We start from the raw sequence: 15,018 nt of genomic DNA, 5'->3' as shown, positions 1-15,018 counted from the left end.
CCTGGAGGAAAGCGCGGCTCTCAGAGCACGCTGTGAATGCGGAAGTAGTTGACGATGTCGCCGTTGTCCAGCGTGAGCGTCAGCGCACCGGCGTTGGAGCCCGTGGCGACCACCTGCGCCTCGGACAGTCCCGTCGCGGTGACCGCGGTCTCGCCCGACGTGGCCCGCACGCGGAACCGCAGGTCGGCGGCGTTGCCGCTGTAGCCGGCGGCGTCCCACTCGAAAGAGCGGCGGCCCTTGTCCTGTGCGCCGAGGTCCACGGTGTCCACCACCACGCCGCCGGGCGTGACGATGTCCACCTGCACGTCGGTGGCGGTGTTGTCCAGGTTGAAGTAGCCCTTGCCCTTGCCGTCGCTGACGCTCAGGCGGTCGCCCTCGGTCAGCACCGAGCGGCCGATGAGCGAGATGCCCTGGATCTGCTGCATGGTCGAGAACTCCTCGGCCATGGTTTGCATGGTGAGGTTGAGCGTCTGGATGCCGGTGACGGTGTTGATCTGCGCCATCTGCGTGGTCATCTGCGCGTTGTCCAGGGGGTTCATCGGGTCCTGGTTGTTCAACTGCGCGACCAGCAGCTTGAGGAAGCGGTCTTGCATGGCCGCGGGGTCGTTGGTCGCGTTGGCCGAAGCGCCGGTGTTGGTCGTGGCGGTGGTGCCGATGGGGTTGAGGATCATGGCGTGCTTTCGGAGGGCGGTTTACTGGCCCATCTGCAGGGTCTTGAGCAGCAGCGTCTTGGCCGTGTTCATGACCTCGACGTTGTTCTGGTAGGAACGCGATGCAGAGATCATGTTGACCATCTCCTCCACGGCGTTCACGTTGGAGTGGGTCACGTAGCCCTCGGCGTCGGCCATGGGGTTGGCCGGGTCGTGCACGCGGCGGCCGGGCTGGTCGCTCTCCTGGATGGACGACACGCGCACGCCCGCGGCGCTCTCGGGCCCCATGGGCGCGGTCTGGAAGACCACCTGGCGCGCCTTGTACGCCTGGCCGTCGGGGCCGGCCACGGCGTCCACGTTGGCCAGGTTGCTGGCCACGACGTTCAGCCGCTGCGACTGCGCGCTGATGGCGCTGCCCGAGACGTTGAAGATGGAGAACATGGACATGGCGGGTGCTCTCTTTCGGGATTACTGGCCCTGGATGGCGCTGAGCATGGTCTTGGACTGGCCGTTGATGAAGCGCAGCGTGGCCTCGTAGCGCACGGCGTTGTCCACGAACGCGGCGCGCTCGCGGTCCATGTCCACGGTGTTGTTGTCCAGGCTCGGCTGGGTCTGCAGGGCATAGCCCAGCGTGCTGTCCGAGCTGCCACTAGCGGCTGCCGGCAGCGGGATGTGGCGCGGGTCGCTCACGCTCTGGCTGCGCAGGGGGCTGGGGTTGTGAGCTTCGTTCACGGCACGCATGGCATCGGCAAACTTGAAGTCGCGCGCCACGTAGCCGGGCGTGTCCGCGTTGGCGATGTTGCTCGCGATGGCACGCTGGCGCTCCGAGCGCAGCAGCAAGGCGCTTCCGTGAAAGTCCAGGCGGTTGGTCATCTTGTCGAGCATGTGGGCCTCGGCGTGTAAAAAAGGGGTTCGGCCGCCATGGCCCAGGGGGCTTGTGGCGTGCGTCGATTATGGAAATCGCCCCGTTTTTCTAAAGCGCGAAGAGCGATGGGATTGGCCCGTTGTTCCGCGCTTGGCGCATGCGGTGGCCAGCCTACAGTGGCAGGTGTGAAAAGGCGTCCGGGGCCCGTTGTGCCGGACCGCCGTCAGACCCGTTGGAGTCCCGTCATGCCGCTTCCTATCCTGCGCTCATCCCGCCTTGCCTGCCTTCGCTTCCTGATGGGCGGCGCGCTGGCGCTGGGCTCTGCCCTGGCGCTGCCCGCCCATGCCCAGCAGGGAGGCGATCAGACCGCCGAGCTGGGCTCGATCACCCAGCACTGGCTGGACGATGCGCTGGCCCAGGCGCAGGCCGGGGGGCTGCCGCTGCGCATGGAAGTCAGTGTGGGCACGCTGGATTCGCGCCTGCGCCTGGCGCCCTGCGCGCGCGTGGAACCCTATCTGCCCGCTGGTGCCCGCCTGTGGGGGCGCACCCGCCTGGGCCTGCGCTGCGTGGACGGCCCCACCCGCTGGAACGTGTTCCTGCCCATCACGGTCAAGGCCTTCGGCCCCGCTTGGGTGCTGGCCGGCAATGTGGGCACCGGCGCAGTGCTGAGCGAGCAAGATGCCATCGAGGCCGAGGTGGACTGGGCCGCAGAACCCGCGGCCATCGTGGCCAACCCCAAGGACTGGGTGGGGCAGACCGCCACCCGTCCGCTGTCCGCCGGCCAGGCGCTGCGCCAGAACATGGTGCGCGCCCCCGACCTGTTCAAGGCCGGCTCTGCGGTGCGCGTGGTGGTGCAGGGGCCGGGTTATGCGGTCACCTCCTCGGGCCAGGCCATGAGCGCGGGCGCTCAAGGACAGAGTGTGCGCGTTCGCATGGCCAATGGGCGCATTATTGGGGGTACTGTGCTTGAGGATGGGACAATAGAAGCCACTTTGTGAGCCGCGAGGCACCACAAAGCGCTAAAGTCTGCTCCCTGCCGGCCGAAAACATGGCTACTGGCCCCACATCTCACAGGGGTGGTGGAGAGTGCGATGAAGATTGGACACAACCCGGATACTGCGACTGCGCTGTCAAAGGCCGCTGCCAACAAGCAGCAGGCCAAGGCCGCCGCACCTGCGCCGGCCGCTGAAGAAGCGGCCCAGGGCGCGACGCGCGCCGCCGCAGGCGTGCCCGTCACGCTGTCGGCCGCCGCCCGCGGGGTGGACGCCACCAAGTCCACGGCCGACTTCGACACTGCCAAGGTCAAGGCGATCAAGGCTGCCATCGAAAAAGGCACCTTCCGCGTGGACGCCGAAGCCGTGGCCGACAAGCTGCTGGCCAACGCCTACGAAACCCTGTCCCACTCGCGGGGCTGACCCGCCCTCCTGGGCCGGCTGGCCCGCCGGGGTGACAGGCTCTAGACTTGCACCCCATGTCACTCGACGACACCCTCACCTCCATCGAAGCGCAGCTGCAGGACATGCAGGCTGCGCTTCTTGCTTCCAACCTCCAGACTTTTGAAGACACTGCGGTGCAGCTGCGCGGCGCTGCCATGGCGCTGGCCCAGGCCCTGGCGCCTGTGGCGGGCGCGCTGGAGCCCGCCGCCGCGCAAAGGGTGCAGGCCATCGGCCGGCAATTGACGCTGGTGCGCGACCAACTGGCCCGGGTGATGGCGCTGACCGAGCGACAGGCGGCGTCGCTGCTGCCGCCCGTGGAGGGGGTGACTTACGGGCCTTCGTCCGGCGCTGCGGGGGCACGGATTTACCGGGCACCGGGGTGACTTTTAGCCCGAATTGCCGCCTGAGGCTTATGGGGTAAGCGCTGGCAGCTATCTTTTTTGATGGGTTCTTGGGGCTTGATGCTGTTGACCGGGACCCGCCCCGGCGGGCGCATATCCCGGCCCGCGCCATGAAAAGCCGCACCACAAGCTCAGAAAAATAGCTGCCCGCGCTTGTCCAGCAAGCGCAAAACAGCTATTTCATCCAAAAAATCAGTGCCCCCGCATCTTCGTCCGCAACCGCGCAATCGCCTGGCTGTGCAGCTGACACACGCGCGATTCGGTCACGCCCAGGACGGCGGCGATTTCCTTCAGGTTCATGTCGTGCTCGTAGTACATGCCCATGATGTACTGCTCGCGCTCAGGCAGGGCCTTGATGGCCTCGACCAGCGAGGCGCGTAGGCGCTGGTCGCGCAGCACGGCCATGGGATCGGCGCCCTCGTCGGCCACGTGGCGGTCCAGGAAGCCCTCGTCCTCGTCATCGTGGTGAAAGTCTTCCAGGTACACCAGCTGCGTGCCGCGCACCTTGCTCAGCAGGGCCTGGTAGTCCTCCAGGCTCATGCCCAGTTCGGCGGCGATCTCGGACTCGATGGGGCTGCGGCCCAGGCGCTGCTCCACGCGGTGCAGGGCATGCTCGATGTCCTTCTGGCTCTTGCGCGAGCTGCGGCTCATCCAGTCGCCCTCGCGCAGCTCGTCGAGCATGGCGCCGCGGATGCGCTGGCTGGCAAAGGTCTCGAACTGCACGCCCTGCGCGACTTCGTAGCGCGAGAGCGCGTCGTTCAGACCGATCATGCCGACCTGGATCAGGTCGTCCAGCTCCACGTTGGGCGGGAGCTTGGCGATCATGTGGTGGGCGATGCGCCGCACCAGGGGCACGTGCTGGTGGAACAGCGCGTCCCGGTCGAGCTGGCCTTTCGCGGTGTACATCGGGTCAGTGGCTCCGGTCCAGGGGCGAGAGGGAGGCGCACAGGCTGTGCGGGGGCAGCAGGGGCATGGCAGCGTCAATGGTGCATGCGTTTTCCAGCAGTTGCAAGGCCAGCCGCTGGATGTCCTGCGCGCGCGCCGCGGCCACGGTGGTGGTGTGGACCTGCAGGCCCAGGTGGGTGCGCGCGCTGCGCTGCAGCGTGTCCAGCGCCTCGGCGGTCTGGCGGTGCTGCACAGGCTCCTGTGGCGCGAGGATGGACGCCACCGTGCAGCGCACGCCGGCGTGCAGCGCCATGTGCTTGAGCTGGCGGTAGCTGCGCACCATGCCTTGCGCGCCGGGGCCGGTCATGATCAGCGGTACGCTGGCGCTGCCGCGCAGCAGCGGCGCCAGTTGCTCGGGCGGAGCATGCAGCACCACCAGCGCGTAGGCGCGAAACAAGGGCTGCAGGCGCTGCAGCACGGTGGCGCCATGGTGTTCGGACTGCTGCGCGAGGCGGGCCAGCCCGCGGGCCGCGGGCACCACGGCCAGCGACGCGCCGGTGGCGGAGGCCAGCGTCTGCGCGCCGTTCCAGGGAGCCGGGTGCAGCAGCTGGTCCAGGCCGGGCATGTGCGGGCTCTCCAGCGCCGTGCCGTCCAGCACCACGACGGGGTAGCCCAGGCGCTGCAGGCTGGAGCACAGCTGCCACAGCATCTCCAGCCACGGGCCGCTGCCCGGCTGGCTCAGCACGGCCAGCAGGCGCAGGTCCTGCTGCGGCGTGTAGCTGTGCAGCCCGGCGGCCTGGTGCAAAGCGGTATCAAGCAACATCGGCCATCCCCCGCTCATCGGCCGTTTCCGTGGCGTGCGAGAAGAAGAAGTTCAACTCGGCGGCCTTGGGGTCGAAGGCCGACTTCACGCTCGTGCGCATGGAGGCGCTCACGAGCTTGCGGGCGTCGGCCGCTTCCCAGTCCTCGGGCACGCGCTGGCCGTTGGTCACGCCGCGCAGCACCATCTGGTGGCGGATCAGCGCATCAATGGCGGGGCCCAGCTTCACGGCCTCGTCCACCTTGGACAGGATGGCCTGCTGCGAGCCGGTGGTCTTGAAGCCGGTGAGCACGTCGTCCAGCGTATCGCCGTGGCTGCTGGCGTTGAGCACCAGCAGGCGCTTGACACCGGGCAGCGCCAGCACGTCCAGCAGGTCGCGCTTGCGCGGGTCGCGCGGGGCCACCCCCGTGGTGTCGATGAGCACCATCTTCTTGGACGACAGCAGGCCCAGCAGGTCCTGCAGCGCCGCGCGGTCGTGCGCCAGGTGCGCCACCACGCCCAGCATGCGGCCGTAGGAGCGCAACTGCTCGTGCGCGCCCACGCGGTAGGTGTCCAGCGTGATCAGGCCCACGCTGGCGGGGCCGTGGATGCGCGCGCACAAGGCGGCCAGCTTGGCGGTGGTGGTGGTCTTGCCCACGCCGGTGGCGCCCACCATGGCGAAGATGCCGCCTTCCTCGTACAGCGGCAGCGTCTGCGCGTCGGTGCGCAGGTTGCGCTCCAGCACTTCCATGAGCCAGCGCACGGCGTCCTGGGCGCCCAGATGCTCGGGCAGGTGTTCCAGCACCGCGCGCGAGAGGGCGGGCGAATAGCCCGCACGGATGAGCTTGAGCATCAGCGTGGACTGGATCGGGTTCTGGCGGGCCTGGCCCAGCCAGGCCAGGGTGTTGAAGCGGTCCTCGATCAGCTCCTTCATGGACTGCAGTTCCTTCATGAGGTTCTGCTGTCCCAGGCCGGCCGCCAGCGTGGGCGCGGCTGTGGCGGGCGCCTCGGCGCGGCGCGGCGTGAGCTGCTCGGCGCCCAGGGCGGCATGCATGGGCCGCAATGGGTTGTGGCGTGCCACCGGGGCATTCACGGGCTGTGGCGCGGGTGGCTCGGGCAGGCGCTCAGCGCGGGGTTCGAAGCGTGGCTCGGGCAGACCGCGCTCCAGCGCGGCGCGCTCGTTCAGGGGCGCGGGGGCGCTTGTGCCGTGCAAGGCCTCGTGGCGACGGCGCAGCATGCGCTCGCGCACATAGTCCTGGAACGACAGCGTGCTCATGGCCAGTTGCTCGGTGTCGTGCGCCACGGTGCTGCGTGCCGCGGGCTCCGGCTGGCGTGCGGGCTGCGGGACAGGGGCTGCATGGGGCTGCGTCTGGGACATGCGCACCGGCTGGCTCGCGGCCAGGTCGTCGGCGCGCTCCTGCAGACGGTTGGGTGCCGGCTCGGCACCGCCGTGCAGGGACGACAGCGCGTCCTCGGCCGTGGCCACCACCTCGACGCCGCCCGCCGTGGGGCGGTTGGACAGGATCAGCGTGCCTTCACCGAAGGCCATGCGCGCCTTGGCCAGGGCCTCCCGTGCGGTGGGAGCGGTAAAGCGTTTGATGTTCATGCGGATGCACCTTTGAGGATCGGGCCGATGCGGATGGTGTGGGTCTCAGGAATCTCGCTGTGGGCGAGCACCTGCAAGCGGGGAGCCACGCGCCGCACCAGGCGGGCGATGGCGTTGCGGATCTGGTCGGGCACCAGCAGGCAGGCGGGCATGCCCAGCTCTTCCTGCTGCAGGGCGACTTCGGCGGCCTTGTGGGTGAGCAGGTCGGCCACGCCGGGGTCCAGCGCCGGGCCGCTGGCATTGCCCAGGGCCTGCATCAGCAGGCGCTCCAGCCCGGGCTCGATGGCGATGACGCTGAGCTCGCGCGTGGGGCCGTAGATCTGCTGCACGATGGCGGGGGACAGGGCGATGCGCACGCGGCGCGCCAGTTCCACCGGGTCTTGCGTGCTGCCGGCGTGTTCCGCCAGCGTCTCGATGATGGTGCGGATGTCGCGGATGTGCACGGACTCCTCCAGCAACAGCTGCAGCACTTTCTGGAATGTTGTGATGGACACCATCTTGGGCACGACTTCTTCGATGAGTTTGGGTGCCAGCCGGGTCACATGCTCCACGAGCTGCTGCGTCTCGGTGCGGCTCAGGAGCTTGGCGGCGTGCACTTGCATCAAGTGTGACAAATGGGTCGCCATCACGGTTTCCGAATCAACCACGGTAAAGCCCGCCATTTGTGCCGCTTCCTTCTGCGCGGCGTCGATCCAGTGCGCGGGCAGGCCGAAGGCGGGGTCGGTGGTGGGAGTGCCGATCAGCGGCGTGGAGATGCCGCCGGGGTTGATGGCCAGGTACATGCCGGGGAAGGCCTCGCCTTCGCCCACCACCACACCGCGCAGTGTGATGCGGTAGGCGCTGGGCTTGAGCTCCAGGTTGTCGCGCACATGCACGGCCGGCGGCAGGAAGCCCACCTCCTGCGCAAACTTGCGGCGCACGCCCTTGATGCGCGTGAGCAGGTCGCCCTGGCGGCTCTTGTCCACCAAGGCGATCAGGCGGTAGCCCAGCTCCAGGCCCAGCAGGTCCACGGGCTGCAGGTCGTCCCAGCTGGCCTCGCCGTCGCTCACAGGCGCGGGGGCTTCTTCCACCGGGGCGGGGCGGCGCTGGCGCTGCAGCAGCACCCAGGCGCCGTAGCCGAGGAGACTGCCCATGACCAGGAACACGGTGTGCGGCATGCCGGGGATGAGGCCCAGCAGGATCAGCACGCCCGCGGTCACGCCCAGCACGCGTGGCGACATGAGCAACTGCTGCACGATCTGCTGGCCCATGTCGGAGTCCTTGCCCACGCGCGAGATCACCATCGCGGCCGCGACGGAAATCAGCAGGCCGGGGATCTGGGCCACCAGCGCATCGCCCACGGCCAGCAGGATGTAGCTGTTGGCGGCGTCGTTGGCCGACAGGCCATGCTGCAGCATGCCGATGGCGAAGCCGCCCACGATGTTGATGATCAGGATCAGGATGCCGGCGACGGCATCGCCGCGCACGAACTTGCTCGCGCCGTCCATGGAGCCGAAGAAGTTGGCCTCTTCCTGCACCTCGGCGCGGCGGCGCTTGGCTTCCTTCTCGTCGATCAGGCCGGCGTTCAGGTCGGCGTCCACGGCCATCTGCTTGCCGGGCATGGCGTCCAGCGTGAAGCGGGCCGACACCTCGGCGATGCGCTCCGCGCCCTTGGTCACCACCACGAAGTTGATCACCACCAAGATCGCGAACACGATCAGGCCCACGGCGAAGTTGCCGCCGATCAAGAAGTGGCCGAAGGCCTCGATCACCGCGCCGGCGGCGCCCGGGCCGGTGTGGCCTTCCAGCAGCACCACGCGGGTGGACGCCACGTTCAGCGACAGGCGCATCAGCGTGGTGAGCAGCAGCACCGACGGGAAGGCCGCGAAGTCCAGCGGCTTGATCATGTACGCGGCCACCATCATCACCATCAGCGCCACGGCGATGTTGAGGGTGAAGAAGGTGTCCAGCATCCAGGGCGGCACGGGCAGCACCATCAGCGCCAGGATGGCCACTACCAGCAGCGGGGCCGACAGCCCCTGCAGTGCCGGGCCGTGGTTGCCGGCCCATTGCCGGACGGAATGGATCGAGGGGGACGTCATCTTGCGTTACCTGTGGCGGGTGCGGGGCGCAGGGTGTGGTGGGCGCTGTGGGGGTCGAGCTCGGGCGGCACGTAGGGATCGGGCTGGGCCTCGGGCATGCGGCCATCGCCGCGCAGCGCGGCCTTCAGGCGATACACGTAGGCCAGCACCTGGGCCACGGCGGTGTACAGCTGTGCGGGAATCGGTTGCTCCAGCTCGGCGTGCGCATACAGCGCGCGCGCCAGCATGGGCGACTGCAGCACGGGCACGCCATGCGCCTGGGCCACTTCGCGGATCTTGAAGGCCAGCAGGTCGGTGCCCTTGGAGACGACCTGGGGTGCGCCCATGGTGGCGTCGTCGTACTTCAGGGCCACGGCGTAGTGCGTGGGGTTCATGACCACGAAGTCGGCCTTGGGCACGGCGGTGATGCTGGCGCCGTCGGCGATCTCGCGCGCGCGCTGGCGCTGGCGGCCCTTGAGCTGCGGATTGCCGTCGGATTCCTTGTGCTCCTGCTTGACTTCCTCGTGCGACATCTTCAGGCGCGACTTGAAGAAGAACGCCTGCAGCGGCACATCCACCACGGCGAACAGGAACACCACCAGCAGCAGCAGGCTGGTGCCCGAGACGATCCAGTCGCCCACGTGGCGCAGCGACAGGGGCGAAGGCTGCAGCACCAGCGCGGCCATCTTCTCGATGCTCTGGCCCATGAAGTTCCAGGCCACGAACGACAGGATGCCGGTCATGAGCACCATCTTGCTCACGTTGGCGAGCTGCTGCTTGGAAAACAGGTTGGTGAAGCCGGTCAGCGGGTTGAGCCGGTTGAACTGCGGCGTGATGGGCTTGAAGCTGAACACCCAGCCGCCGGCGCCCACGGCGCTCAGCAGCGCCGCGCCGCCGGTGAGCGCGGCGAAGCTGGCGCTGGCCAGCAGGCCCACGCCCGCCATGGTCTGCAGGCGCTCCAGCATGTGGCCGGGCGCCTGCACGGTGGCCGCGTTGAATGCGAGCTGCTGGCGCATCGCGCGCTGCAGGTATTCCACGAACCAGGGCGCGAGCACCAGCAGCGCCAGCGCGCCCATGCCCAGGATGGCCAGGTGCGACAGGTCCCGCGAGCGCGCGGCCTGGCCGTCGCTGCGCGCTTTCTGGAGCTTGCGCTCGGTTGCTGGGAGGTTTTTGTCTTGGCTCGAGCTCATGGCGGCGTGACTGCTGGGTCACGCCATTGTCGGGAGCCGGGGCGAAAGCTAAAGCCCGAATAAAGGGGTTGCGCCGGCGTTATTCGCGGCGGTGGCGGCGGTTGCGCCGACGATTGGTAAGCTATTAAAATAATAGCTGTTTGCGCTTGCCCAGTGGGCGTTAAAGCCTGATTTTGCTGAGGTTTATGTCATGCACCGGGCTCCTGCCTGGGCCCGGCCGCGTCAGAACCCCAGACTGGCCAGCAGGTCGTCCACCTGCGACTGGCTGGTCACCACGTCGGGTGCGGACTCGGGATTGACCACGGGCCCCTGCAGTTGGTCGCGCCGCGGCTCGGGCGCGATGGGTGTTTGCGCCTGCGGCGGCGCGGTCTGGATCAGCAACTGCACCAGCTGCTGCTCGATCGTCGCCGCCAGGTTGACCACGCGCGCGATCACCTGGCCGGTGAGATCGTGGAAGTCCTGCGCCATCATGATCTCGGTCAGGTGGCTGTCGGCCTCCTGCGTGGCGCGCTCCACATCGGTCAGGAAGTTGTAGATCTCGCCCTTGGCCACCGCGGCCACGGGGTCGGCCACCAGCGAGTTGACCACGCGGCGCGTTTCCGAGGCCACGTGGTCGTGCAGCGACTTGGCCTGCTCCACCCGGCCCAGCACCTTCTCGGCCGCCTCGCCCGTCAAGCGGGCGATGTAGGACAGGCGGCTTTGCGCATCGGGCAGCTCACCCATGGTGCCGCGCAACTGGTCCGCGTAGCCGAGCTCGTTCAGGGCGGAATGCAGCTGCCGCGTGAGCTGGCCTATCTTGTGGTGGACGTCGTCTGCCCCGTCGGCTGGCGCGCCGTTTTCTGCCGCCGTCATGCTCACAGCCCCATTTTCTTGAGGATCAGGTTGACCTTCTCTTCCAGCGTGGCCTTGGTGAAGGGCTTGACGATGTAGCCGGCGGCGCCGCCCTGGGCGGCGGCGACGATGTCTTCCTTGCGCGCCTCGGCCGTCACCATCAGCACGGGCAGGTGCTTGAGCTTGTCGTCCTTCTTGATCTCGCCCAGCAACTGGAAGCCGTTCATGTTCGGCATGTTGATGTCGGTGACCACGAAGTCGAACTTGCCGTTGCGCAGCTTGTTCAGTGCCGCCACGCCGTCTTCGGCCTCGTCGGCATCAGCGAAACCGCTTTCCTTGAGCAGGTTGCGGACGATGCGCCGCATGGTGGAAAAGTCGTCAACGATCAGAAAGCGAAGGGCGGAGGACACAAAGGACCCTTTCGGTGAATATGGGGCTATTGTCGTAAGTCATCAGCAACGTGACAAGTTGTTACTGATTCGGCGATGAGGAAGCTGGATTGTCCTGCTTTTCTGCCACGGGCGACGGTAACGGAAATACCATGTTCTTTTTACCCATGAGCCGCTCTTCGGCTTCATGAGTGAGTACGGTGATGGTGATGCGCCGGTTCACGGCGGCGCGGGGGTTCTGGGGCTCCAGCAGATCGCTGGCAGCCATGCCCACCACGCGGCCCAGCTTGGCGTCGGGCATGCCCGCGGCCACCAGTTCGCGACGCGAGGCGTTGGCGCGGTCGGCCGACAGCTCCCAGTTGCTGTAGCCGCGGTCGCCGTTGCCATAAGGCACGGCATCCGTGTGGCCGGACAGGCTGATGCGGTTTTCTACCCCGCCCAAGGCCGCACCAATCTGGTGCAGGATGTCGCGCATGTAGGGTTTGACCAGAGCGCTGCCACTGTCGAACATCGGGCGGTTCTGATCGTCGACGATCTGGATCTGCAGGCCGTCGGGCGTCAGGTCCAGCCGGATCTGCGAGCGGTATTCGTTCAGGCGAGGGTTCTCGGTGATCATTGCCTCGATCTTGGTCTGCAGCGCCTTGATGCGCTGTGCGTCCTGCCGGGCACGCTCGGCGCGCGAGGCCTCCACGCTGGAGCGCATGTTGGTGGAGCTGTCGGAATTGGAGCGGCGCACCTGCCCGTGCACCTTGGACAAGTCGTTGCCGCCGCCCGGGATCACGCTGGAGCTGTTGCCCGCCCCGTCGCCGCCCTGCATCGCCACCTTGAGCGGCGACGAAAAGTAGGCCGCAATGCCCTGCAGCTCGCCCTTGGCGGTGGAGCCCAGCAGCCACATCAGCAGGAAGAAGGCCATCATGGCCGTCACAAAGTCGGCGTAGGCGATCTTCCATGCACCGCCGTGCGGCGCATGGGGGCGCTTCTTGGCGCGCTTGATGATGATGGGCTGGAGCTTCTTTTCGGCCATGGCAAAGGCGGTTCAGGCGTGGCGCGTCACTTTTTGCCCTTGACGTGGGCTTCCAGCTCGACGAAGCCCGGGCGGTCCCCGGAGAACAGCACCTTGCGGCCGAACTCGATGGAGGTGGCGGGGTTGTAGCCCTGCATGCTAGCCAGCAGGGTGGACTTGATGCACTCGTATTCCTTGGCGGCGTCGGCGGCCTTTTGCTCCAGCAGCCCGGCCAGCGGCTCCACCGCGCCGTAGGCCAGCAGAATGCCCAGGAAGGTGCCGACCAGCGCCGAGGCGATCATGCCCCCCAGCACGGCGGGCGGCTGGCCCACCGAGCCCATGGTGTTCACCACCCCGAGCACCGCGGCCACGATACCGAAGGCCGGCAGGGCGCCGGCCAGCCGCGTGAGCGCCGCCACGGGGGCGTGCGCCTCGGCGTGGTGGGTCTCGATCTCGCTGTCCATCAGCGCCTCGATCTCGTGGGCGTTCAGGTTGCCCGAAACCATCATGCGCAGGTAGTCGGTGGTGAATTCGATCACGTGCGGGTCGCTGCCCACGGTGGGGAATTTCTTGAACAGCTCTGATTCCTTGGGCGACTCCACGTCCTGCTCGATCGACATCAGCCCTTCCTTGCGGGCCTTCTGCAGGATCTCGTAGAGCATGGCCATCAGTTCCATGTAGCGCGCCTTGGTGTACTTGTTGCCTTTGAACACCTGGGGCAGGGTGGCCATGGTGGCCTTGAGCACCTTGGGCTGGTTGGTCACGATGAATGAGCCCAGCGCGGCCCCGCCGATGGTGATCATTTCAAAGGGCAGGGCCGTCAGCAGCACCTGAACGTTGCCGCCATGGGCGACGAACACGCCGAAGACGCAGCCGAAGGTGATGATGTAGCCGAGGATGACGAGCATGCTGGGGAGTTCTGGGAGCGAGGAGACTGCGAAGACGCCGTTTTCAGGCGAGACGATGGCAAGACTGTTGCTTTTGTATCGGATTGTCGTGACAAAAATAAAGTCTGCACTCGTGGGCGATGTGCTTTCCGGGGATCTGAGGTTTCAGTGTGAAAAAAGCCTCTAATGCCTATGGAATAAGCGTTAGAAGCTCCTCATACAGTAGCAAAAACGCGAATGCCTTACTTGAGCAACGCCAGCACGCCCTGAGGAATCTGGTTGGCCTGGGCCACCATGGCGGTGCCGGCCTGCTGCAGGATCTGGGTGCGCGACAAGTTGGCGGTTTCGGCTGCGAAGTCGGCGTCCTGGATGCGGCTGCGCGAGGCAGACAGGTTTTCCGAGGTGATGTTTAGGCTGGCAATGCTGGTTTCAAAGCGGGATTGCAAGGCGCCGAGCTTGGCGCGCTCACCGCTGATGAACGCCAACGAGGAGTCCACTGTCTTCAGTGCTTCGGTGGCCTTCTTGAAGGTGGTCACATCCAGATCGGCCACCCGTTTCAGATCGGAGCTGCCATTCGCCAGGATGGTGCTGGCTGAAGTGAATGAAAACGATTTTTGCGAATCCAGGATCAGGTAGCCGCTCACGGTGGAGTAGTTCGCCGTGGCGTCGGCCGTCAGGGTGACGGCTGCGCCTGCCGCTGTGCCATCCGCCTGGAGCTTGGTCAGGACCACATTGCCCGCGTTGACCACGGCAGTGTCGCCCACAACGATGTTGTTGCCCGTGGCATTGGTCAGGATAACGCGGTCGCCCGTGGTGTTGAGCGCGGCGGTAATGCCGGTCTTGGCCGATTGGTCGTTGATGGACTGGACGGCGGCGGACAAACGGTCGGCGCCGGTAGTGCTGGGCAGCGTGAACGACACCGTCTGTGGCGTCGAATTGTCACCCAGGAGCGCCAGGGTGTAGGAGCCTGCCGTGGCGATATTGAGTTCGACCTCGGTGCGTGCAGAAGCGGTGACGCCCGTGTTGGCCTGGACAGCATTCACCTGGTCGGCAATGGTTTTGGCGGAGCTGTCCGCCACCACACTCACGGTCGCCGATCCGATGGAGCCGTTGATCGCGACGGCGCCCACTGTCACGCCATTGACAGCAGAGGGCGTGGTGGCCACGGCCTGGGCTGCGGGGCCGGCGCCGTTGGCCGACAGATTCTGGTTGTTGCCATAGACGCTGGTGCGCAAATTGGCCGTGGCGGCAATGATGGTCTGGTTGGCATTGGCGCCCACCTGGAACTGCTGCGTGCCAAAGGTGCCATCCAACAGCTTTTGGCCATTGAACTCGGTGGTCTGGGCGATGCGATCGAGTTCTGCGACCAGTTGGCCTACTTCCTGCTGCAAAGCCTGGCGGTCGCTGGCACTGTTGCTGGCGTTGGCCGACTGCACGGCCAGTTCGCGCACGCGCTGCAGGATGTCGCCGGCCGATTTCATGGCGCCTTCCGTTACCTGGGCCAGAGAAATACCGTCGTTGGCATTGCGCGCCGCCTGGTTCAGGCCGCGGATCTGGCTGGTGAAGCGCTCGGAGATGGCCAGGCCGGCGGCGTCGTCCTTGGCGCTGTTGATGCGCAGACCCGACGACAGGCGCTGGATGGAGGTGTTGAGGGAGGCCTGGCTCATGCCCAGATTGCGCTGGGCGGTCAACGAGGCGACGTTGGTGTTGATGGTCGATGCCATGGCGGAACTCCTGCGTGGCTGGAAACGATGATTTCTGCCGGCTTAAGCGTGGCCCCTCCGGCGGACTGTGCGGGAACGATGGGCAGATTGTGGAGAGCCGGCGTGGGGGCGTTGCCGCGATAAGCGGCGCAAAAGTCGTCCAGTCCGTGCGTTTGTCCCTAAAGTTTTCCAGCCACAGCCCGAAAACACATTCAACGGGCCGTTTGAAACAAGAAGTGACGACCCGCCGTTCAACAAGGCGCCCATGGGGGCCCTGTGAACCCTGAGGCCAGACGGTTCTGGGCCCAGATGG

The 15,018-nt window shown here is 66.8% G+C and carries 16 protein-coding genes; 3 read left to right on the top strand and 13 right to left on the bottom strand.

Annotated elements, in window-relative coordinates:
• Nucleotides 1–20 precede the first annotated feature (20 nt).
• The 3 genes from DTPSY_RS15545 to flgB are packed head-to-tail and all read right to left on the bottom strand — an operon-like array spanning nt 21 to nt 1,535.
• A complete protein-coding gene (locus DTPSY_RS15545; RefSeq protein ID WP_015914365.1) occupies nt 21–671 on the bottom strand; it encodes a flagellar hook assembly protein FlgD in 651 nt (216 codons plus the stop codon).
• Nucleotides 672–692: 21 nt separating this feature from the next.
• Nucleotides 693–1,097, bottom strand: a complete 405-nt coding sequence (gene flgC, locus DTPSY_RS15540) for a flagellar basal body rod protein FlgC (RefSeq protein ID WP_011806915.1) — start codon at nt 1,095–1,097, stop codon at nt 693–695.
• A 21-nt stretch (nt 1,098–1,118) separates the two neighbouring features.
• The gene (flgB, locus tag DTPSY_RS15535; protein WP_015914364.1) at nt 1,119–1,535 is read right to left on the bottom strand and encodes a flagellar basal body rod protein FlgB; all 417 of its coding nucleotides are present in this window, start codon (nt 1,533–1,535) and stop codon (nt 1,119–1,121) included.
• Between the two features lie 225 nt (nt 1,536–1,760).
• Between flgB and flgA the strand changes: the two genes are divergently transcribed.
• The 3 genes from flgA to DTPSY_RS15520 all read left to right on the top strand — a co-directional run bounded on the left by flgA (nt 1,761) and on the right by DTPSY_RS15520 (nt 3,334).
• On the top strand, nt 1,761–2,513 hold the full coding sequence (flgA, locus tag DTPSY_RS15530) for a flagellar basal body P-ring formation chaperone FlgA (protein WP_011806913.1): 753 nt from the start codon (nt 1,761–1,763) through the stop codon (nt 2,511–2,513).
• A gap of 93 nt (nt 2,514–2,606) precedes the next feature.
• Nucleotides 2,607–2,930: a flagellar biosynthesis anti-sigma factor FlgM gene (gene flgM / locus DTPSY_RS15525; RefSeq protein ID WP_011806912.1), complete on the top strand. Its 324-nt coding sequence runs from the start codon at nt 2,607–2,609 to the stop codon at nt 2,928–2,930.
• Between the two features lie 56 nt (nt 2,931–2,986).
• A complete protein-coding gene (locus tag DTPSY_RS15520) occupies nt 2,987–3,334 on the top strand; it encodes a hypothetical protein (protein ID WP_015914363.1) in 348 nt (115 codons plus the stop codon).
• Nucleotides 3,335–3,544: 210 nt separating this feature from the next.
• On the opposite strand, the gene DTPSY_RS15515 is transcribed toward DTPSY_RS15520, so the two are convergent.
• From DTPSY_RS15515 to DTPSY_RS15470, 10 genes are all read right to left on the bottom strand, one after another.
• Nucleotides 3,545–4,258, bottom strand: a complete 714-nt coding sequence (locus DTPSY_RS15515; protein WP_011806910.1) for an RNA polymerase sigma factor FliA — start codon at nt 4,256–4,258, stop codon at nt 3,545–3,547.
• A 4-nt stretch (nt 4,259–4,262) separates the two neighbouring features.
• On the bottom strand, nt 4,263–5,060 hold the full coding sequence (locus tag DTPSY_RS15510) for a hypothetical protein (RefSeq protein WP_015914362.1): 798 nt from the start codon (nt 5,058–5,060) through the stop codon (nt 4,263–4,265).
• Nucleotides 5,050–6,642: a flagellar biosynthesis GTPase FlhF gene (gene flhF / locus DTPSY_RS15505; RefSeq protein ID WP_015914361.1), complete on the bottom strand. Its 1,593-nt coding sequence runs from the start codon at nt 6,640–6,642 to the stop codon at nt 5,050–5,052. The genes DTPSY_RS15510 and flhF overlap by 11 nt, the downstream gene beginning before the upstream one ends.
• Nucleotides 6,639–8,723: a flagellar biosynthesis protein FlhA gene (gene flhA / locus DTPSY_RS15500; protein ID WP_015914360.1), complete on the bottom strand. Its 2,085-nt coding sequence runs from the start codon at nt 8,721–8,723 to the stop codon at nt 6,639–6,641. The genes flhF and flhA overlap by 4 nt, the downstream gene beginning before the upstream one ends.
• On the bottom strand, nt 8,720–9,892 hold the full coding sequence (locus tag DTPSY_RS15495) for an EscU/YscU/HrcU family type III secretion system export apparatus switch protein (protein ID WP_015914359.1): 1,173 nt from the start codon (nt 9,890–9,892) through the stop codon (nt 8,720–8,722). The genes flhA and DTPSY_RS15495 overlap by 4 nt, the downstream gene beginning before the upstream one ends.
• 222 nt (nt 9,893–10,114) lie before the next feature.
• Nucleotides 10,115–10,744 carry a protein phosphatase CheZ gene (locus DTPSY_RS15490; RefSeq protein ID WP_015914358.1) on the bottom strand — a complete coding sequence of 210 codons (630 nt, stop codon included), beginning with the start codon at nt 10,742–10,744 and terminating at the stop codon, nt 10,115–10,117.
• A gap of 2 nt (nt 10,745–10,746) precedes the next feature.
• Nucleotides 10,747–11,133, bottom strand: a complete 387-nt coding sequence (cheY, locus tag DTPSY_RS15485) for a chemotaxis response regulator CheY (RefSeq protein ID WP_011806904.1) — start codon at nt 11,131–11,133, stop codon at nt 10,747–10,749.
• 61 nt (nt 11,134–11,194) lie between these two features.
• Nucleotides 11,195–12,136, bottom strand: coding sequence for a flagellar motor protein MotB (gene motB / locus DTPSY_RS15480; protein WP_015914357.1), 942 nt, complete (start codon nt 12,134–12,136; stop codon nt 11,195–11,197).
• A 26-nt stretch (nt 12,137–12,162) separates the two neighbouring features.
• Complete coding sequence (motA, locus tag DTPSY_RS15475) at nt 12,163–13,023, bottom strand: flagellar motor stator protein MotA (RefSeq protein ID WP_015914356.1); 861 nt, start codon at nt 13,021–13,023, stop codon at nt 12,163–12,165.
• A 221-nt stretch (nt 13,024–13,244) separates the two neighbouring features.
• The gene (locus tag DTPSY_RS15470; RefSeq protein WP_015914355.1) at nt 13,245–14,726 is read right to left on the bottom strand and encodes a flagellin N-terminal helical domain-containing protein; all 1,482 of its coding nucleotides are present in this window, start codon (nt 14,724–14,726) and stop codon (nt 13,245–13,247) included.
• Nucleotides 14,727–15,018: the final 292 nt, after the last annotated feature.

Origin of the sequence: [Acidovorax] ebreus TPSY (assembly GCF_000022305.1) — a bacterium.
GTDB classification, from domain to species: Bacteria; Pseudomonadota; Gammaproteobacteria; order Burkholderiales; family Burkholderiaceae_C; genus Diaphorobacter; species Diaphorobacter nitroreducens.
Note: the sequence above shows the minus strand (reverse complement) of the source record. Positions and strands in the feature narration are given on the sequence as shown.